The organism is Advenella sp., assembly GCF_052108595.1.
Lineage (GTDB): Bacteria > Pseudomonadota > Gammaproteobacteria > Burkholderiales > Burkholderiaceae_B > Advenella.
The window spans coordinates 1-20,122 of sequence record NZ_JBQEAU010000037.1; the positions used below are offsets into that span (position 1 = coordinate 1).

At 56.3% G+C, this 20,122-nt stretch carries 18 protein-coding genes; 14 read left to right on the plus strand and 4 right to left on the minus strand.

Annotated features, from left to right (window positions below; genetic code table 11):
* A partial coding sequence (locus ACTIKR_RS08670) for a GntR family transcriptional regulator (protein WP_442327637.1) occupies positions 1-403 on the minus strand: 403 nt, incomplete at its 3' end.
* A gap of 110 nt (positions 404-513) precedes the next feature.
* Between ACTIKR_RS08670 and ACTIKR_RS08675 the strand changes: the two genes are divergently transcribed.
* Genes ACTIKR_RS08675 through ACTIKR_RS08685 form a run of 3 tightly spaced genes read left to right on the plus strand, consistent with a single transcriptional unit; the run spans position 514 to position 4,388 of the window.
* A complete protein-coding gene (locus ACTIKR_RS08675; RefSeq protein ID WP_193090427.1) occupies positions 514-1,875 on the plus strand; it encodes a class-II fumarase/aspartase family protein in 1,362 nt (453 codons plus the stop codon).
* A gap of 20 nt (positions 1,876-1,895) precedes the next feature.
* A complete protein-coding gene (locus tag ACTIKR_RS08680) occupies positions 1,896-2,870 on the plus strand; it encodes a Bug family tripartite tricarboxylate transporter substrate binding protein (protein ID WP_100699270.1) in 975 nt (324 codons plus the stop codon).
* A gap of 3 nt (positions 2,871-2,873) precedes the next feature.
* Complete coding sequence (locus ACTIKR_RS08685) at positions 2,874-4,388, plus strand: fumarate hydratase (protein WP_100699269.1); 1,515 nt, start codon at positions 2,874-2,876, stop codon at positions 4,386-4,388.
* Here the strand turns inward: ACTIKR_RS08685 and ACTIKR_RS08690 are convergent.
* Entirely contained in the window at positions 4,366-4,551 is a 186-nt protein-coding gene (locus tag ACTIKR_RS08690; protein ID WP_193090426.1) for a type II toxin-antitoxin system ParD family antitoxin, read from the minus strand. The two genes, ACTIKR_RS08685 and ACTIKR_RS08690, sit on opposite strands and share 23 nt — an antisense overlap.
* Before the next feature lie 121 nt (positions 4,552-4,672).
* A complete protein-coding gene (locus ACTIKR_RS08695) occupies positions 4,673-5,584 on the minus strand; it encodes a LysR substrate-binding domain-containing protein (protein WP_193090425.1) in 912 nt (303 codons plus the stop codon).
* 145 nt (positions 5,585-5,729) lie between these two features.
* Here ACTIKR_RS08695 and ACTIKR_RS08700 point away from each other — a divergent pair, with 145 nt between their 5' ends.
* The 4 genes from ACTIKR_RS08700 to ACTIKR_RS08715 all read left to right on the plus strand — a co-directional run bounded on the left by ACTIKR_RS08700 (position 5,730) and on the right by ACTIKR_RS08715 (position 9,916).
* Positions 5,730-6,734, plus strand: a complete 1,005-nt coding sequence (locus tag ACTIKR_RS08700) for a Bug family tripartite tricarboxylate transporter substrate binding protein (protein WP_100699266.1) — start codon at positions 5,730-5,732, stop codon at positions 6,732-6,734.
* A gap of 4 nt (positions 6,735-6,738) precedes the next feature.
* On the plus strand, positions 6,739-7,803 hold the full coding sequence (locus ACTIKR_RS08705; RefSeq protein WP_193090424.1) for a maleylacetate reductase: 1,065 nt from the start codon (positions 6,739-6,741) through the stop codon (positions 7,801-7,803).
* Between the two features lie 129 nt (positions 7,804-7,932).
* A complete protein-coding gene (locus ACTIKR_RS08710) occupies positions 7,933-8,742 on the plus strand; it encodes a citryl-CoA lyase (protein WP_193090423.1) in 810 nt (269 codons plus the stop codon).
* 22 nt (positions 8,743-8,764) lie between these two features.
* Positions 8,765-9,916: a CaiB/BaiF CoA transferase family protein gene (locus tag ACTIKR_RS08715; protein ID WP_193090422.1), complete on the plus strand. Its 1,152-nt coding sequence runs from the start codon at positions 8,765-8,767 to the stop codon at positions 9,914-9,916.
* Here the strand turns inward: ACTIKR_RS08715 and ACTIKR_RS08720 are convergent.
* Positions 9,891-10,481, minus strand: coding sequence for a DUF4202 domain-containing protein (locus ACTIKR_RS08720; protein ID WP_193090421.1), 591 nt, complete (start codon positions 10,479-10,481; stop codon positions 9,891-9,893). The genes ACTIKR_RS08715 and ACTIKR_RS08720 overlap by 26 nt on opposite strands.
* A 483-nt stretch (positions 10,482-10,964) precedes the next feature.
* On the opposite strand from ACTIKR_RS08720, the gene ACTIKR_RS08725 reads away from it, so the two are divergent.
* From ACTIKR_RS08725 to ACTIKR_RS08755, 7 genes are all read left to right on the plus strand, one after another.
* Positions 10,965-13,970, plus strand: a complete 3,006-nt coding sequence (locus ACTIKR_RS08725; protein ID WP_442327638.1) for a xanthine dehydrogenase family protein molybdopterin-binding subunit — start codon at positions 10,965-10,967, stop codon at positions 13,968-13,970.
* Positions 13,967-14,806, plus strand: coding sequence for an FAD binding domain-containing protein (locus ACTIKR_RS08730; protein WP_193090419.1), 840 nt, complete (start codon positions 13,967-13,969; stop codon positions 14,804-14,806). Before ACTIKR_RS08725 ends, ACTIKR_RS08730 begins: the two co-directional genes overlap by 4 nt.
* 2 nt (positions 14,807-14,808) lie before the next feature.
* Positions 14,809-15,321, plus strand: coding sequence for a (2Fe-2S)-binding protein (locus ACTIKR_RS08735; protein WP_100699258.1), 513 nt, complete (start codon positions 14,809-14,811; stop codon positions 15,319-15,321).
* Positions 15,314-16,867, plus strand: a complete 1,554-nt coding sequence (locus ACTIKR_RS08740; RefSeq protein ID WP_193090418.1) for an AMP-binding protein — start codon at positions 15,314-15,316, stop codon at positions 16,865-16,867. The genes ACTIKR_RS08735 and ACTIKR_RS08740 overlap by 8 nt, the downstream gene beginning before the upstream one ends.
* Positions 16,868-16,888: 21 nt before the next feature.
* On the plus strand, positions 16,889-17,695 hold the full coding sequence (locus ACTIKR_RS08745; protein ID WP_100699256.1) for an enoyl-CoA hydratase/isomerase family protein: 807 nt from the start codon (positions 16,889-16,891) through the stop codon (positions 17,693-17,695).
* Between the two features lie 86 nt (positions 17,696-17,781).
* Positions 17,782-19,101 carry a benzoate/H(+) symporter BenE family transporter gene (locus tag ACTIKR_RS08750; protein WP_193090417.1) on the plus strand — a complete coding sequence of 440 codons (1,320 nt, stop codon included), beginning with the start codon at positions 17,782-17,784 and terminating at the stop codon, positions 19,099-19,101.
* Between the two features lie 101 nt (positions 19,102-19,202).
* Positions 19,203-20,072 carry a helix-turn-helix transcriptional regulator gene (locus ACTIKR_RS08755; RefSeq protein ID WP_100699254.1) on the plus strand — a complete coding sequence of 290 codons (870 nt, stop codon included), beginning with the start codon at positions 19,203-19,205 and terminating at the stop codon, positions 20,070-20,072.
* Positions 20,073-20,122 lie beyond the last annotated feature (50 nt).

The window sequence follows — 20,122 nt, forward strand, 5'->3', positions numbered from 1 at the left end:
CGGCCTTGCCGTATCGCATGGTTGATATTTTCAATGCGTGCAGCCCCGGTTCCAGTCCCAGCTCCAGGGCCAATTGTTTATCCAGCACGATCTGCTCTAGCGTCTGCACCACTTTTTTATTCTCGTTGCTGAATTGCACCAGATCGTTGATTGAATCGAGCCGGTGCAAGTACATGTTTTGCGGCAGCGCAGATTCTACGCGTGTGCCCAGTTTTTTTGTACGACTGACAAACCCCTGGCGCGCCAGTTCCGCAATGGCAGATCTGATGGTCTGCCGGCTTGCGCTGTGCATGGCCGATAACTCAAATTCTGTTGGCAACAGGCTGCCGATTCCGTACTTGCCGGAGACGATGTCCTCTTTCAGGCTGAGCGCGATTTCGTTGTATTTCGTCAGTTTTTTCATGCTCGAAATTATACGGGCAATTGAGCGAGTGAGGGTTATTACCGATATTTAATATGTACGTACATAATATATTATATTAATATGTTCGTACATAATGGAAATAACCTCTTATGTTGTCTGCTTCTGCCTCCACTGTTTTTGACTCCCTGCTGTTTCGCGATACGTTTGGTACGCCAGCCATGCGCAACGTATTTTCTGATGCCAGTCTTATTCGCAAATACATTGCGGTTGAAATAGCCCTGGCAAAGGCGCAATCACGCCTGAATGTGATTCCGGCAACGGCCGCGGCCGAAATCGAAAGTCGAATAAAGTTTGAGCAGCTCGATTTTGAGCGGCTTAAACACGAAACGGAAAACGTAGGCTATCCCATTTTGCCGCTGGTGACGCAGCTTGCCGAGCAATGCGAAGAAGCGGGTAAGTACCTCCATTGGGGGGCAACCACCCAGGACATTATGGACACCGCCAACGCATTGCAAATCAAAGAGGCGCTGGCTCTGGTTGAGTCGGATATTCGTGCACTTCGAACAATCCTTCAGGAGCTGGCTTCTACTTACAAAGACACGCCGATGGCAGGGCGCACGCATCTGCAACAGGCGCTTCCCATTACGTTCGGCTACAAATGCGCCATCTGGCTTGGCATGTTTGATCGGCATGAGCAACGCTTGCGCGAACTGAAGCCGCGTGTGGAGGTTGGCCAGCTTGCCGGGGCAGCAGGCACGCTGGCCTCGCTGGGCGACATGGGGTTGCAAGTACAGGCAGAAATGATGCGCGAACTTGGGCTGGGCATTCCGGTGACCACCTGGCATGTTGCACGAGACAATTTCGCAGAAGCCCTTAATTTTCTCGCGCTGGTGACCGGCTCCCTGGGCAAAATTGCGCTGGATATCATGCTGATGGCATCGACCGAGTATGCCGAAGTGTATGAGCCCTTCGTTAAAGGACGCGGGGCAAGCAGCACCATGCCGCAAAAGCGGAATCCAATTTCAAGTGAAATTATGCTGGCCTGCGCCAAGGGCGTGCGACAGCATGCCGGGCTGATGCTCGATGCGATGATTCAGGATTTCGAGCGGGCGACCGGCCCCTGGCATGCCGAGTGGATCGCCATTCCCGAAAGCTTTCTGCTTACGGCAAGCGGGCTGGCCCAGGCACGTTTTGCGCTGGGCGGTCTGGAAGTGGATGCCGCGCAAATGCAGAAGAACCTGGGTATTTCCAAAGGCCTGATTGTGGCCGAGTCCGTCATGATGGCATTGGCTGCCCATCTAGGAAAACACCAGGCCCATGAGGTTGTCTACGACGCCTGCCTTAGGGTCAACAGCGGTAGCCAGACGCTGGCCGAAGTACTCATGCAAACACCGGCCGTCACACAACACCTATCCGACGAGCAGATCCACGCCTTGACCGATCCGGCCAATTACCTGGGACAGGCACCAGAAATGGTCGCTCATGCCCTGAATGCTTCAGCACGTATCTGAACGCCAATAAGGAACCTGTTATGAAAACGACTCATCTATTTATCACAAGTGTGGCAGCACTAATTTGCAGCAACCCATCTTTTGCCCAGTCTTACCCAGAGCGGGCGGTAACCTGGATCGTTCCCTTTGCCGCAGGCGGACCGACCGATGGTATGGCGCGGATGGTTGCCGCAGAAGTTTCGAAAGAGTTGAAGCAGCCCATTGTTATTGAGAACGTCGGTGGGGCCGGCGGGCAAATTGGTGCAGCGAAGGCCTCGAACGCCAAACCTGACGGCTACACGTTTCTGGTGGGGCATTTTGGTTATATGGCCGCCGCCCCTTCATTGTACAAAACAATGAAGTACGATCCTATTAAGGATTTTGACGCGGTGTTTCGCTTTCCCGATACGCCACTGGTGCTGTTGGTGGGCGCGGATTCGCAATACAAGACCGTGGACGAGATGATCGAGTTTGCCAAGGCAAACCCGGACAAGATCAATTTTGGCAACGCAGGCGTTGGCTCCAGTTCTCACCTGGTGGCGGAGTTGTTTGCCGCCAAGGCAAAAATCAAAATCACGCAGGTTTCCTATAAAGGCGCTGGCCCGGCGCTGAACGATGTAATGGGTGGTCAGGTTGACGCCATGTTCGATCAAACCAATACTGCCTTGCCCCAGACCAAAGGCGACAAGATTCGGGCACTGGCTTTGACGGCATCGCAAACCATGTCGCAGTTTCCCGATGTGCCGACGATTTCAGGCACCATGCCCGGCCTGGAGGCATCCACCTGGTATGGTATTTATGCTCCAAAGGGAACACCACGTGCCATGATTGATACCACCTATAAGGCTTATCAGAAAGTTATGCAAAACAAAGCCTTCACCGACAAGATGGAACAACAGGGAATATTTTTGTTGCCAGAGAAAAACTACGCGCCGGATGCGTTCCAGGAATTCACCCAGTCGGAAATCGGCAAATGGGCCGACGTTATCAAGCAGGCCGGCATCGAGCCTCAGTGAAATATGAACGTCATACGCCTGGAAGACCTGGAGAAAAGCATTGCCAGTGCATTGCAATATGTCAGCCATCATCATCCGCCTGACTACGTTCATGCGCTGAAACACGCCTATATTGAAGAGGACAACCGATATGCCAAAAACGCCATCCTGCAAATTCTGATCAATAGCAAGCTGAGCGCGTCGGCCAGGCGTCCAATCTGCCAGGATACGGGTATTGCGCATGTGTTCCTGCAAATCGGTATGGAGGTGCGTTTTTCATCCGACGTGCAGCCCATGCCATCCTTGCAGGAAGTGGCCGACAATGCTGTTATTGCAGCCTATACGCACGCAGACAATCCATTGCGGGCAACCACGGTCGGAGAACCGCTGGGTGCGCGCAAAAATACAGGAAATAATGCGCCAGCGGTGTTGCATATCACCATGTGCAGAGGCGACGCCTTGCGTGTCACCGTGAGCGCCAAAGGGGGCGGGGGCGACGTCAAGGCCCGGTTTGCCATGTTGAATCCGAACGAATCCGTCGAGGAATGGGTGATGAAACAAATGCCGAAACTGGGCGCGGGCTGGTGCCCGCCCGGCGTCCTAGGCATTGGCCTGGGCGGCAGCCCGGAGCAGGCCATGCAAATGGCAAAGGAGTCGCTGCATCAGCCCATTGATATTCAGCAACTGAAGCACAAGAGCACTCTTGATGATTACGAACGCTTGCGGCTGTCACTGTACCACCGTATCAATAACGAATTGAATATCGGTGCCCAGGGCCTTGGCGGCAAGTCCACCGTGCTGGATATCAAGCTGCGACATGCGCCGTGTCATGCGGCCATGCTGCCCGTTGCCATCGTTCCCAATTGCGCAGCCACCCGCTATATGACGTTTGAATTAGATGGGAGTGGATCGGCCCGCCTGCCAGTTCATGATGACAGTCTGTGGGAGGATATTCCGGATACGATCAATGTGGCCGAATCCATTGCCGTGAATCTGGATACGCTGACCAAAGAAGAGGTAAGAAGCTGGAAAGCAGGGGACATGCTGCTGCTATCGGGCAAAATGCTGACAGCGCGCGATGCGGCACATAAACGTATTGCGAATATGTTGCATCACAATCAACCGCTGCCTGTGTCATTGAGCGGGCGTGCTATTTACTATGTGGGTCCGGTAGATGCCACCGGCGATGAAGTGGTGGGGCCGGCCGGGCCGACGACGTCCAATCGCATGGACGCCTATCTGGAAGATTTCATCGACAAGGCAGGGCTGCTCATTTCCATCGGCAAGGCCGAACGTAGCCGGCATGCCATTGATGTAATCAAAAAGACAGGAACCGCTTATCTGAGCGCGGTAGGCGGCGCCGCGTACCTGATCGCCAAAACAATTACACACGCTCGTGTTGTTGCTTTCGAGGACCTTGGCATGGAAGCCATTTATGAGTTTGAAGTCCGCAACTTTCCGGTGACGGTTGCGATAGATAGTACGGGCGATTATATACATAAGGGAGTGGTGCCGATTATTGCACGCCAGTGGCGATAGGCTGGCGAAGCCCGGCAAGTTTGGCCTGGTTGAGGCGTTCCTGATCTTCTAGCACGCGCAAACTGGCGCGCACGACTTCGCGGGGGTTGTTATAACGGCCCGACTCTACCTGTTGGCGTATGAATACTTCAAAGTGCGTACTCAAAGCAATGCTTGTTGACATAAGTCATTCATAACAATAGATAATAGTGGGTACTATATTGGTGCAATCGACGCCGGGCAATAGCCTGGTTTTGCCATGCGGGCCCATCGTCTGACGATGGGCGCCTTAGCGATACTGCTGATTACGCTGGCGTGGCCCCCAGTTCGCTGGCTTTGGCCTTGGTCTGCTTGCGAATCAGGGCAATCAGTGCCATGCTGGCCCGGGTCTGAACGTGGCTGTCCATAAACAGCAGGCCATGGGTTCGGATTGGTGTAGGCCCTTCTAGTGGAATGACGCGCAGGGGTTTATTATGTTCGGTCACAGCGCTAGGAGCGGCGATAAAGCCCACATGATCGCGCATAACCAGGCCCAGCATGGCCGGGATGGTATTCATTTCGGCAATGATGTTGGGCTTGGCACCAGCAGCGTTGAAGCATTCATCAAGCAGTCGGCGCGTTGAAAAGCTGGATGGCAATAACACCAGCGATTCCCGATGCAGCTCGGCAATGCGCAGACGCTTGCGTTTGGCCAGTGGATGCGTCTTGGCTACGACCAGGGCCAGTTCCTCGTTAAATAATGGCTCAAAGCGTATCTCCTTTTGCTGTTCAGGGCGATAGGCGATTCCTACATCAAGTTCCTCTGCCTTCAGGCCCTGTGTGATGGCGTCTCCCGACAATTCTTCAATAATGATCTTGACCGTTGGATTGTGCTTCAGAAACAGGGCGATGCAGTCTGGCAAAAATCCCAGATTGAACGTATGGGTTGTACCTATGCGCACTGTACCGGTCATGGGGACAACCGTTTGCTTTAACTCGCTCAGGCCCTGGTCAATGGCCGTCAGGGCGCGGGCAGCGTAGATCAGGAATGATTCACCGGCCTCGGTCAGTGCCACGCGCTTGCTACTGCGATCGAACAAATGCTGGCCGATTTCTTCCTCTAACTGGCGGATTTGGTGTGACAGGGTGGACTGGGTGACATGGACCCGTTCAGCCGCGCGCGTAAAGTTCAGCGAGCTGGCCAGGGCAAGGAAATATCGTAAGTGTCTGAGTTCCATGACTATTCCGATTATCGATACTGTCGATCATATCAGACGAAAACAATCATTTCTATCTTTTCATCAGGTCGGCTAGACTTGCCCGTGTAGTAATTCATATACCAACAACCAATACAGTGCAAAAAGCACTACACAGGACGAGACAATGATGAATGCTCTTAAAGATGCACACTTTGGTCGCGCTGCGCGAGGCCTGCTTGCCGCGCTGGTTTGTGCGCCATTGTTGTGCGCGGCGGCCTCGGCTCAGACTGCGGAATATCCCGCCAAAGCGGTGCGCATGATCGTACCGTTCGGCGCGGGCACGACGACCGACACGATTGCCAGGCTGCTTTCGGACAGAATGTCCAAAGTCCTTGGGCAACCGATCATTATCGAGAACAAGGCTGGCGCAGGCGGAACGATCGGGACCGCGCAGGTAAGCCGAAGCGCGCCCGATGGCTATACGATCGTCATGGGTACGGTCGGCACGCATGCGATCAACAAGGAACTGTACTCAAAACGTGGTTATGATCCCGAGACAGATTTCGAGCCCATTGCTTTTGTGGGACAAACGCCGACGTTTCTGGTGGTAAGCGGCAGCTCTGCCTATCACACGGTCAAGGACCTGGGCGAAGCAGCGGCCACGGAGCCAGGCATCACGTTCTCGTCTGCTGGCAGCGGCACGTCGGGGCATCTCGCCGGTGATCTGCTGAAAGACCGGTTGGGCGGCACCATGCTGCATGTGCCTTACAAGGAAGGCAGCATGGCTTTACAGGACGTAATGTCCGGGCAAGTGCAGTTCATGTTTTACCACCCCGCCGCGGTATTGCCCCATGTGAAGGCAGGCAAGCTGCGGGCTATTGGCGTATCCAGCAGCCAGCGCAGTATCGCAGCGCCTGACGTGCCCTCTATTGCAGAGCAGACCGATAGCGAATTCGATCTGGTTGCGTGGTTCATGATGTACGCGCCGGCAGGCACGCCCGAGCCTGTCATGGCCAAGTTGAAAAAGGCGGCTGACGTGGCGCTGGCCGATCCCGATCTGGCTGCCAAGCTCAAGAACCAGGGCGTAGAGCCAGGCGGTGAATCTGTCCGGGATCTGGCCGGTTTCGAAGCGGCCGAAATTGAAAAGTGGGCTGAACTGGTAAAAAAATCGGGTGCAAAGGTCAACTGACGTGATGCATACGTTTCTATACACCGCCCAACAGGCACGAGTGGTATTTGGCAGCGATGCCTGGACCGTGCTGAAAGCTGAAGCCGGCCTGCTTGGCGCGCGCAAAGTGCTGGTGCTTTGCACGGCGCGCCAGCGGACGTTGGCTCAACGGGCGGTTGATGCCCTGGGTGAGTGCGCCGCTGGCATCTTTGATCAGGCAGTCATGCATGTGCCCGTTGCTGCGGTACGCGATGCGCAAGATGCAGCGCGCACAATGCAGGCCGACTGTATTGTGGCAATCGGCGGTGGTTCCACGATAGGATTGGCCAAGGCGCTGGCCATTGAAAATGGTTTACCCATCCTGGCAGTGCCGAGCACCTATTCAGGCTCGGAGATGACCAGCATCTATGGCATCACCGAGAACGGCATCAAAAAAACCGGTAAAGATCCGCGAGCCTTGCCGCGCACCGTCATCTATGACCCATCGCTGACCTTGAAACTGCCTTTTGCTGTCTCTGTCGTCAGCGGCATGAACGCCATTGCCCATGCTGCGGAAGGATTGTATGCCAAGGACGGAAACCCGGTGCTGGCATTAATGGCAGAAGAGGGTATACGCGCCATGGCCAGCGGCTTGCGGCAACTGAGCCCGAACACCAGCTCGCTTGCCGCAAGGAGCCAATGCCTGTATGGCGCCTGGCTTTGTGGCATGGTGCTTGCCGGCGCAGGCATGGCTTTGCATCACAAGCTTTGCCATACCGTGGCCGGCAGCTTTGATCTGCCGCATGCCCAGACTCACTCCATTGTCTTGCCGCACGCGATTGCCTATAACGCGCCTGCCGCGCCAGAGGCCATGCAACGGATTGCCCGCGCTCTGGGCCAGGACGGCGTTTGCGCTGCCGGCGCCTTATACGATCTGGCTCAATCGCTGGGTGCGCCGATGGGTTTGCAAGACATTGGGATGCGTGACAGCGATGTGGACAGGGCGGCCGATATCGCAATTGCCACACCCTATTGGAACCCGCGTCCGATTGAACGCGATGGCATACGCACGTTGTTGCAAGCCGCTTTTGAAGGGCAGCGGCCCGCCTAAGATGCCCTGTGCTTAAAACATCGATGACGATGAAAACTTTTAGCAAAACCTAATATGTTCAATGCGTTTATTCGGCGACAAGCGCGTGCCTGCATGCGTAGCCGACTGAATGCTTCTCATTGGAACTTTATGAAAATCGGTAAAGAAACCATTCCCCATTCAGCCATCTGCACCTCTAACGCCGAGACCATTGTCGTCAGGGGGAAAGACCTTGCCGTCGATCTGATCGGCAATATGTCTTTCACAGACTATTTTCATTTGCTGGTCACGGGACAGCCGCCAACCGCGGCAGCAACCGCAGTGTTAAATGCCACCCTGGTGGCCATTGCGGAACACGGCCTGGTCCCCAGCGTTCAGGCCAGTCGCATGACACTGGCCGCCGCACCCGACGCCTTGCAGGGCGCCGTGGCGGCAGGAATACTAGGTTGTGGCTCGGTCATTCTCGGGGCTTCTGAAACCAGCGGCATTTTTCTTGAAGATATTCGTACTCGTGCCGGCCAGAGCAAAGACTATGTTGAAGCAGCCAGGCAGGTGGTGGGCGAGTACCGTGCCGACAAGCGCGCCATCCCGGGTTACGGCCACCCGCTGCACAAAGCGCGCGACCCGCGTGTGACTGCGCTGTTCGCTGTGGCTGAGCGGGCCGGGGCTGATATGACATATGTGCACATAGCCGATGCGGTGGAAAAAGTGATTCCAGACGTTGTCGGAAAGCGCCTCATGCTCAATGTATCTGCGGCCATTCCAGCCGTCCTGCTGGGCGTGGGTTTTCCGATCACCGCGTTGCGAGGCGTGCCGATTCTGGCTCGTACGGCAGGTCTTATCGGCCATCTGACAGAGGAGTTCCAGAAACCTATCGGTTTTGCCTTGTCGTATCAGGCGACACGCAATTACGTTTACGATGGTCAGTTGCCCGAGGGCTTTACCCCCGATAACGCCTAGCATACCCTGATGGAGTTTTACCATGATCAAAGTACTTAACGGCATTCGTGTCCTGGAGCAAGGCACGTTCATTACGGGTCCTGCAGCGGGCATGCTCTTGGGAGACCTTGGGGCAGATGTCATCAAGATCGAGCAGCCAGGCACGGGAGATCCGTTTCGTGCCTTCAAAGGCGGCCTGTATAGTCCACACTTTCAGACATACAATCGCAACAAGCGCAGTATCACACTCAATACCAAGGAGGCTGACGATCTGGCCGCCTTCGATGAGTTGGTCCGTACGGCAGACGTATATATTCAGAACTTTCGTCCGGGCGCGGCCGAAAGACTTAACGTGGGCGAAGAGCGGCTGCGCAAAATCAATCCGGGACTGATTTACTGCTCAATCAGTGGTTTCGGACCAACCGGTCCGGCTGCAGGGCGGCCGGCCTACGATTCAGTCGCGCAAGCGGCCAGTGGTTTCCTGGGATTGCTCATCAACCCGGAAAACCCGCGCGTGGTGGGCCCGGCGCTGGCCGACTCCATTACTGGCTTTTACGCGGCATACGGCATTCTGGGTGCCCTGCATGAGCGCAATAGTACCGGCGTGGGGCGCAAGGTAGAGGTGTCTATGCTGGAGGCCATGAGCCACTTCAACCTGGATGCCTTTACCCATTATTATTCGGCGGGTGAAATCATGGGGCCGTACAGTCGCCCGAGCGTTTCCCAGTCTTATGTCTTGAAATGCGCAGATCAAAAATGGATTGCCCTGCATATGTCCTCGCCCGAGAAATTCTGGCAAGGCCTGGCAAGAGCGATTGAACAACCCTTGCTATTTGACGATCCGCGCTTTTGTGACCGCAACGGACGGATCCAGAACCAGGACGCATTGATCCAGATTCTGGGCGGGATATTTGCCAAGCACTCACGCAACGAATGGTGTCGCCGCCTGGAATCGGAAGATGTGCCGCATGCGCCCATGTACGACACCAGCGAGGCCCTGGAGGACCCGCAGGCCCGGCATTTACAAATTCTTGTGTCGGCCAGACACGAAACCATGGGCGACTTCCATACGGTGCGACCGCCTGTTTCGTTTGATGGACAAAGAAGCACCAAGGTGATACCGCCACCTGTCCTGGGCGAGCACAATGAAGAGGTGCTGGGCGCTTTGCCTACAACCCCGACAGCGCCTCGTTAATCACCGCCAGCCCGGCAGAACTGTAATCCAGCATCAGTGCCTGCCGGCGGCCTGCATCATCCATCTTGAGCAACGACTTGCGAATGATACCCACGATCTTCTCTTCATTATCCAGCCGGAACGAGTCGAACTGATACTGGAGAAAGACCAGACACAGCGCATTTTCCATGACCTGAACATCGGCATCCTGCTTGATGCCGCGTTTGAGGACAATCATCTGTACGCGCCCAATCGTTTGCTCATCGTATTCCAATTGGCCCAGTATACGCGCGGCCATGTCAGCATGATGCCGGGCCAGCGCCTTGCGCCAGGTCAGGTAACCAATACGTCCTTGCGGGTACTCACGCCGGGGAATTTGCCAGCGGCCGATATGCTGGCAGCGCGCCGCCAATCGCAAGGGTTCAGACGCATTCGGGGCAAGTTTCAGAACCCATTCAGTCAGTTTGATGGCCAGGAATAACTCGCGCGGCCAGTCTTGTTCCTGCCAGTGGAAAGCGTTGGGATCGGTTTTGTTGACGGCATCAAAGGCGCTATAAGCCTGCTTCAGCCTGGAAGAAGAAGTCATTGTTTTATCTTAGCGTGTTGCGTGTCGATGAGTATGAATTTGACCACATTGATGAAAATAACGCTATGACATCTTGCGGCCCGTGCTCGTTGGGCAAGCGCTTGCACTTTGGTAACGCCAAATGCGTCCCATAGCCGATACAGAGACACCAATTTAACGGTTACTTCGTTTCCAGCGCTCGCGTCTTGTGCCGCCAGCCCGCAATACCCTGCAGGGCGGTTCACCCGTTGTCTGTGTATTTCACTTGAATAAAAAAATCAGACTCAAAGGTAATTGACCGGACTGCCAGGTAAAGCTTTTGCTATGCCCCATTCCTATACTGTCGGTCACGCGTTCATTTTCATCTCTGGCCATGCTGGCCCGATAGAAAAGTCAATAGAAAAAAAGACGAACAATGAACAGGAGCCAACACCCCGGGATAATCTGAGCGATCCGTCAGTTTGCCTGCACTGGCTCCAATCACGGTATTTTCGGAGGCAGTGCATGGGCACCGTTGAAAGCGCGCCAGTCAGTGGCGCCAGCAAGTTTGTCGGCCAAAGGGTCGAGCGGTTTGAAAGCATTCCGCTACTTACCGGAAGGGGTCGCTTCGGCGACGACCTGGCGGTCAAGCCAGGCACTCTGCATGCGGCGGTGTATCGCTCCAGCTACCCTCACGCACGCATCAAATCCATTGACGTTTCGCAGGCGGAAAAAATGCCCGGCGTCAGGGCGGTGCTCACGCCTGACGACGTGCGGGCATGGTCGCGACCGTTCATCAATGGGGTAAAAATGCCCATGGAAATGTGGGCGCTGGCCATGGACAAGGTTCGTTACGTTGGCGAGCCGATTGCAGTTGTCATTGCTGAAGACCGTTATCTGGCAGAGGACGCCCTGGACGGTATTAAGATCGAATTTGAGGCCTTGCCGGCCGTCAGCAGCATAGACGGGGCCATGTCAGACGACGCTGCAATACTGCATGAAGCCGTGGGCACGAATGTGCTTCATGAGCGCCAGTTCACTTACGGGGACCCGGAATCGCGTTTTCGCGAGGCGGAGCATACCCTGTCGCTCAATATTGAATATCCGCGCAACTCCTGTACGCCGATCGAATGCGGCGTCGTGATCGCCGAGCACCTGGCGGGCGAGGCGGGATATGACGTCTGTTCGAACTTTATGGGACCGTTTTCCATGCACGCGGTCATGTCGCTGGCGCTACAGGTGCCCGGCAATCGTCTGCGGCATCGTTCTGCACCTGACTCAGGCGGCAGTTTTGGCGTCAAGCAAGCTGTGTTTACCGCGGTGGTTCTGATGTGCCTGGCTTCCCGCAAGGCCGGTGGCGCACCAGTCAAGTGGGTTGAGGACCGGCTCGAACATCTGAGCGCGGCAACGGCGGCAAACGGCCGAAAAGCCACCATCAAGGCTGCTTTTGACAGTGATGGCAGGATTCGGGCGCTTGACCTGGACCAGATGGACGACGTGGGTGCCTACCTGAGGGCGCCCGAGCCAGCCACCTTTTACCGCATGCACGGCATATTGACCGGGGCTTACCGTATCGCCGACTTGCAGGTGCGCAATCGCGTGGTGGTCACGAACAAGATGCCTTCGGGCCTGGTGCGCGGATTCGGCGGCCCGCAGGTTTACTTTGCCCTTGAGCGCATGGTGCAGCGGATTGCGCAGCATCTGAAGATGGATCCGCTGGACGTCTACCGACGCAATTTTATCCAGGCGGATCAATTTCCGTATCGGGCAGCGGCAGGCGCACTGCTTGATTCTGGCGATTATCAGCAAGCCATGGATGCGGCCATTGCACAGGGTGGACTTGAAGAACTATTGCAACGAAGGGATCAGGCGCGCGCTCAGGGAAAACTGTATGGCATTGGCTATGCGGCCATTGTCGAGCCGTCGATTTCCAATATGGGCTACATCACGGTTGCGCTGACGCCGCAGCAGCGGGCCAAGGCAGGCCCCAAGAATGGCGGCATCGCAACGGCGACAGTCAATATCGATTTACTGGGCAGCGTGACAGTGATTATTGCATCCTCTCCGGCAGGACAAGGCCATGTCACGGTATGCGCCCAGGTAGTGGCAGATGTGTTCGGTCTGCAGCCCAAGGATATCCACGTCAATGTGGATTTCGATACGGACAAGGATGCCTGGTCGGTTGCCGCCGGCAACTACTCCAGCCGGTTTGCCGGCGCGGTTGCTGGAACGGTTCACCTGGCGGCAACGCGGCTGAAGGCAAAAATGGCCGACATGGCTGCCCACCAGCTTGGTGGCGAGGCTTCGGACATGGCATTTGAAGACGGGTTAGTGTTTCGCAAGGGCCAGGCGGACAAGGCAATACCGTTTGCAAGGCTGGCCAGCAGCGCTCACTGGGCGCCTGCCGAGCTGCCTGAAGGGATGGCCCCTGGCATGAGGGTGACCGAGTTCTGGACGCCCGAGTCGTTGGGCGCGCCTACTGAAGACGACCGTGTCAATACGTCGGCTGCCTATGGTTTTGCCTTCGATATTTGTGCGGTCGAAATTGACCGCAAGACCGGGCGCGTCACGATTGACCGATATGTGACCGCCCACGACGCAGGCAGAATCCTGAATCCCGCCATGGCAGACGGACAAATCCGGGGCGCGTTTGCCCAGGGATTGGGCGCCGCCTTGCTTGAGGAATTTCGCTATGGCGACGATGGTGGGTTTCAGTCCGGTACCTTTGCTGATTACCTCGTGCCTACAAGCTACGAAGTGCCCGATCCTGTCATTGTGCATCTGGAAACGCCCAGTCCGTTCACCCCGCTGGGCGCAAAGGGCCTGGGCGAAGGCAACAATATGAGCACGCCCGTGTGTATTGCGAACGCCGTGGCTGATGCATTAAGCCCGTTGGGCAGACAGCCGGATATCCGCCTGCCGCTGACCCCGAACCGGGTGCTCGATCTTATCGGCTTTGACGATCCGCCACCGTCTGGCGACGTGCAAGTGCATAAGCCGGCCAAAAAAACCGGACGCGGACACGCGTTGTCCGCATCGGGAAGTACGCAGATCCCTGCTTCGCCCGACAAAGTATTCGATGTACTGATGGATCCGCAAGCGCTGGCCAAGGTGATTCCAGGCTGCCGGGAACTGCAGCGCATCGGCGAAAACCAATACCGCGCCGACGTGACGATCAGCATCGGGATGATCAAGGCGCGCTATGAAGCCACGATCTCCCTGACCAATATCGACCGGCCGCATTCACTCCATTTGCAGGGTAAAGGCGTCTCATCGCTTGGTGGCGCAGAAGGCGGCGGCGACATTGTGCTGCAGGCCAATGAGCAAGGCACGCTGATGAAATACCAGTATGAAGCCGAAGTTCAGGGCAAGGTTGCTGCTGTGGGGGGGCGCATGCTCGAAGGCGCGGCCCGCATGGTGCTGGGCCAACTATTCGAGCAGCTTGGCCGTCAGGCATCGGGACAGGACACCGCTAGCGGCTCGGAAGGCGTCTGGCACCGCGTGTTGCGGTTTCTGAGGATTAAAAAATGAAGCCACTGGCATTTGAATACAAGCGCGTTGACAAGGTTTCCGAGGCAGTGCAATGGCTGCATGAGGCAGGAGAAAACGCACGCATACTGGCTGGCGGACAATCGCTTGTCATCCTGCTGAACATGCGGCTGGCCCAGCCTGCTTATCTGTTGGATATATCGCGGTGTGAGGAACTCAAGTTCGTCCGTCAGGAAAAAGGCATGCTGTGTATTGGCGCCAGCACCACACAGGCCCAACTGCAATATTGGCCCGATCTGGCCCGGGCCGTCCCCATGCTGGCAGAGGCGATCCCGTTTATCTCTCACTATCAAATCCGCAATCGGGGAACCATTGCCGGTTCTATTGCGCACGCGGACCCCAGTGCAGAGCTGCCCTTGTGTCTTGCAACCCTTGGCGGCCAGGTTGTGCTGCGCTCACGGCAAGGCGCGCGCAAGCTGGATGCGGCGCAGTTCCAGCAAGGCATGCTCACCACTGCCAGAAAGGCTGATGAACTGGTGACCGAAGTGCGCTTTCCGGTGGCCAAGGCCGGACATGGCTACGCGTTTGATGAATTTGCGTTGCGCCGTGGCGATTTCGCGATTGTGGCATGCGCCGTGGATGCGGGGCCGGAAAGGATACGGCTGGGCATTGGCGGGGTTGCCGACAAGCCGGTCGTTGTGCAATGGGCACGCAATGACCAGGCGTCGTTCACGGAAACATTGAATGACCTGGCCTGGCAACTGGATGCTCAGGACGATCAGCATGCTTCGGCAGCATACCGGCGTCACCTGGTGCGCGAGCTGGGGCAGCACACAATCGAAACGGCGCTTTCCCGCTGTGAAAAAAACAAGGACTAGTTATGTCGGAACAACGTACCAGGCATCCCATTAACGTTACGGTCAACGGTGTCGCCCGTACTGGTCACGCAGAAAGCCGCATGCTGCTGTCTGATTTCATCCGGCACGAATTGGGGGCCACTGGCACCCATGTAGGCTGTGAGCACGGTGTCTGCGGCGCATGCACGGTACAGATTGATGGCGTTGCCACGCGGTCCTGCCTGTGCCTGGCCCGCCAGGTGGACGGTTGCGATCTGCGCACGGTCGAGGGCCTGGGCAACCACGACGGCACGCTTGGTGCTCTGCAGCAGGCTTTCAAGAAACACCACGCTTTGCAATGCGGCTTTTGCACAGCCGGCATTCTTATGTCTTGTGTCGATTTCCTTGAGCGGCTTGCCGACCCGACCGAAGAGCAGGTTCGCGACATGCTGTCCGGGCACCTGTGCCGGTGCACCGGATATACACCGATAGTAGAGGCCATCCTTGATGTGGCTAACCAATTGAAAACTGAAAAATCGGAGACTTCACATGCTTGATCTGGGAAGCACTTTTATCCAAAGTGTTGAACGCAACCCGAACGCGCTGGCCCTGGTGGCCGAGGGAAAGCGGCTGACTTATGCGCAATGGTTTGAAACGATCAAGGCTGTTGCGGGCGGTCTGGAGAAACAGGGGCTTGGACACGGTGATCATCTGCTGGTGGTGATGCAGAATCGCTGGGAGATGGCGACCGTGCACTGGGCCTGCCAGTTGCTTGGCGCGATCGTAACGCCGCTGAACTGGCGGTCCAAGGCTGACGAGATCGATTACTGTATTGTCGACTCAACCGCCAAATTGATCATCTACGACGATTCCTGCATCGAGGCGGTGCGAGGCGCCAAGGCCATGTCGACGATCGGTGCGATCGCCGTTGGTCAGGGTGCGCCTGGCAGCCTGCGGTTCGAACAGTTGCTGGCGGCCACGCCGATCGAAGGCACATCGCGCGCCAGTGCGCAAGACGTCTCGCTCATGCTTTATACCTCGGGCACCACGGGCAAGCCCAAGGGGGTGCCGCGCAGGCATCGGCACGAGCGCGCCGCGGCCGTGGCTCACGTTGCACAGAACCTGTACGCCTATGGGGAATGTACCCTGGGCGTCATGCCGCTTTATCACACCATGGGCGTGCGCTCTTTGCTCTCCATGGCGCTCATTGACGGGTGTTTCGTGTGCATGCCCAAATTCGATGTGGCCCAGGCGCTGTCGCTGATTGAAGCTGAAGGCGTGACCAACCTGTACCTGGTGCCCACGCTCTATCACGATATGCTGTCGCATCCCCAATTTTCTGCTACTGACGTCAGTCGCGTACGCAAGCTAGGATTTGCCGGTGCGCCAATGTCCGAAGCGCTATTGCGTCGCATCGACAAGGCGTTTGCTCCCGATCTGTTTGTGAATCACTATGGCAGTTCTGAAGTCTACACCATGGCAATTACCCAGAATGCGCGGCTCAAGGCTGGCTCCTGCGGTCGCGCGGCCATCAATTGCCGTTTGCGTGTCATCAGGCTTGGCAGCAGCAATCCGGAGGAACGGGTTCAAGCCATGGAAGAGGGGCAGATCATTGCCCATCTGGATGGCGACGAGGCGTTCGAAGGATACTGGAATCGGCCGGACGCCAACGAAAAATCACTGATCGGCCACTGGTATTTCACTGGTGATATTGGCTATTACGATCCCGATGGCGAACTGTTCGTTAGCGGACGTGTGGACGACATGATTATCAGTGGTGGAGAAAACATCTCGCCGGTGGATATCGAATCTGTGATTTCCCTGCACCCTGCGGTCGATGAAGTTGCCGTGGCCGGCGTCAAGGATGAACGATGGGGCCACCGGGTGGTTGCATTCGTCAAACGTCAGGCAAAAGTGGACGCGCAGGAGCTTGACCGGTACTGCCGGTCCACTGACCTGGCCAACTTTAAGCGGCCGCGCGAATACGTTTTTGTGGCCGCCTTACCCAAATCCCCCGTTGGAAAAATTCTGCGTCGCAAGTTAGTGTCCGGTGAGTATGAAGCCGATACCGATTGCACGCCTGCCATCGATCTGACTAATTGAAATTTAAATAAGGATTACCGAATGACTCAAATTAAACACCCTGCGCACGACCTGCTGGAGCAACTGGATGGCTTCCGGGTCGATATCGATCCGGCCGGACAGCGTGCAGACATTGTGCTGCAGCGACCACCATTTAATATCATTTCCATGCCGCAGCGCGAGCAATTGCGTCTGGTTTTCGAAGCTCTGGACGCCAATGATGATGTGCGTGTCATTGTTTTGCGCTCGGAGGGCGAGCATTTTTCCAGCGGCGGCGATATTCGCGGTTTTCTGGATGCCTCGCCCGAGCATGTCTCCAAGCTGGCCTGGAATATTGCCTCGCCTGAGCGTTGCTCCAAACCGGTGATCGCGGCCAACCGCGGCTATTGTTTCGGGGTGGGGTTTGAAATTTCGCTGGCCTGCGATTTTCGTATCGTGACTACGACAACGCAATATGCGCTGCCAGAGCAAAAACTGGGGCAAATCCCAGGCTCCGGCGGCTCGGCCCGGTTGCAAAAAATGGTGGGTATCGGTCGCACCAAGGACATCGTCATGCGTTCACGCCGCATCCCTGGTCCGCAGGCGTATGACTGGGGGCTGGCGCTGGAGTGTGTACAGGATGATCAGCTTGAAGCGGCGACTGACAAATTGGTGGCAGAACTGTTGAAGTTTTCCCCGCTCGCACAACGCACCGCCAAAAAATTACTGAATGACAGCGAGGACGCTTCGCTGACGACCGCCATCGAACTGGAAGGTCATTGCTATAGCCGCTTGCGCAGTTCAGAGGACTTCCGTGAAGGGGTGGAAGCGTTCCACGGCAAGCGTAAGGCCAATTTCACGGGCAAATAAAACATCCGGCACGCCGGCCGGCAAGGCACGGGCATGCCGGTTACAACAAAAGGCTCGATCAATATCGAGCCTTTCAGGAGACAAGTATGGATACAAGACAATCTGCGGTTGAGCACAAGGAAGCTCACAAAGATCCGGTCGCACCGGGGTGGATTGCAGGATTAAGAGGCTTGCCTGCCGCGTTGAATCTCAATTCGATAAGTGCAGGCCTGGTCGCCGCCATTTTTGGTTGCTCCGGCCCCGCGTTGATCGTGATCGGAGCAGCCCAGGCTGGACAGTTGAGCAACGGTCAGACCGTTGCATGGTTGCTGGCCATCTATTTGCTGGGCGGCATCATCAGTATTTTTATGGGCATGCGCTACCGTATGCCGATTACCGGGGCATACTCTATCCCGGGCGCCGCGATCATGGCTGCCGCCTTCGCCTCCTTTTCATATCAGGAAGCGGTGGGTGCCTTTATCATGGCCGGCGTGCTGGTGCTCATTCTTGGTGTCACGGGTGTGATCGGACGTATCATGCGCTGGGTGCCCATGCCAATTGTGATGGCGATGATTGCCGGCGCAATGATACGTTTTGGAATTGGTGCAGTGGAAGCAGTGAGCGCGGCACCATTGATTGCAGGGCTGGCTGCGCTTGCTTTCTTTTTGACTGGGCGACTGACGCGTCGTGTTCCGCCGGTGCTGGCCGCACTGGTTGTCGGACTGATTATTACCGTGGCCACAGGGGGACTGCAGACCGGCACAACGGATCTGGCCTTTGTCATGCCCCAGTTCACTGCTCCCGTATTTAGCGTAGGGGCATTCTTTGGCATTGCCGTGCCACTGGCCGCCTTGGTGATCGGCGCCGAAAATGCGCAGTCCATCGGCGTACTCATGGCCGAAGGTTACAAACCGCCTATCAATACCATGACAGTTATCAGCGGTATTGGCGGCATTGTTGCCGGCATGATGGGTGGACATAACGCCAATATTGCCGGGCCCATGACGGCGATTTGTGCTTCTGAACAGGCCGGAGAGGACAAGGACAAACGCTACGGAGCCACGATTGTCAATGGTGTTCTGTTCGGCGCGTTTGGCCTGGTAGCAGGTCTTGCGGTTCCTTTTGTCATGGCGTTGCCCAAACCCCTGATCGGCGTCGTTGCCGGCCTGGCAATGATTGGCGTGCTGCTCAGCTCGTTGCAGGGAGCATTCGGGCCAAAGCTGGGTAATCAGGTTGGCGCTTTTGTGGCTTTTGTTGTTGGCATGAGTTCGCTCAACCTGCTTGGTATCAGTGCACCATTCTGGGCGCTGGTATTCGGTGTGCTCGCCTCTGTGCTGGCAGACAGGCTCACATTGGAAAAAAGCAATGAGCCCGGATCTGGCTCCAAAAAACTGCCCAAGGTGTCCGGCGAGCGAGGCGCAGCCTAGCCGTTTAATCGCCAAATTGTTGATATAATTAACAAATATTGTGCGACAGGCTTACTGAGCCTGTCGCCTCCCGCGCGGGCGGGTGTTCTCATTTGGGTACCATGTCAACGGCGATTAAAATATTTCAAGGCGCCTTTGGCCGCGTATCGTTGCTCGATATGAGCAAACCGCTGGTCATTCATGCCCACCATCATTGCCACGCCCTGATCAAGATAAGCGGGGTCGACAGTTCGTTTCTGGTCAAGGGACGAAGCCAGCCGCTTACAAAAGACAGTGTTGTGCTCATCAATGCCTGGGAGCCCCATGCTTATGAGCATACGCCCAGCGGCGAGGGGCGATGCATCCTGATGGCGCTGTATCTTGAAACCGCCTGGCTGAGCAAGGTGCTGCGCTCGCTCACCGTGAGTGGGCACCCACAGTTTTTTCCCAAGCCCTGTGCCGCACTACCTGCTGGCGCGCGGCTGCTGGTCAATTCGCTGGCCGCCGAGATGCTGGTATCCCAGGAAATTGCATCTGACATCCTTGAGGGCAGGATTTTCGACCTGTTCATGGCAACCGCCGAGCGTCACTCATCCCTTCGCGATTCTTCGCAGTTATTTTCCAGCCTGCGATCCAATACAATGGATCCACGCATTCGACGCGCCGTGGCCAGAATGCGCGAGAACCTGGATTATGGCGAGAACTTTACGGAGTTGGCGGCCGAAAGCGGGTTGTCTCGCGCCCATTTCTTCGAACTGTTCCGCCGCTGCACCAATTTGACGCCAGCCGTGTACGCCAATGCGCTAAAGGTGGAATCTGCGATCGCAGAGCTTTGCAAGCCGGACATGCGAATCGGCGATATTTCCTATAATGTCGGGTTTTCGGCACCGGGGCATTTCACTCGTTTTTTTCGTCAGCATCTGGGGATTACACCCGGAGAATACCGGCGCGTGGTCGATTTGATGGATGACGGTATCGATTCGCTGCTGTAGGCGTAACAGAACCGGCAGCATCCGGGACATCTTTGAACTTGGAAAGGTGG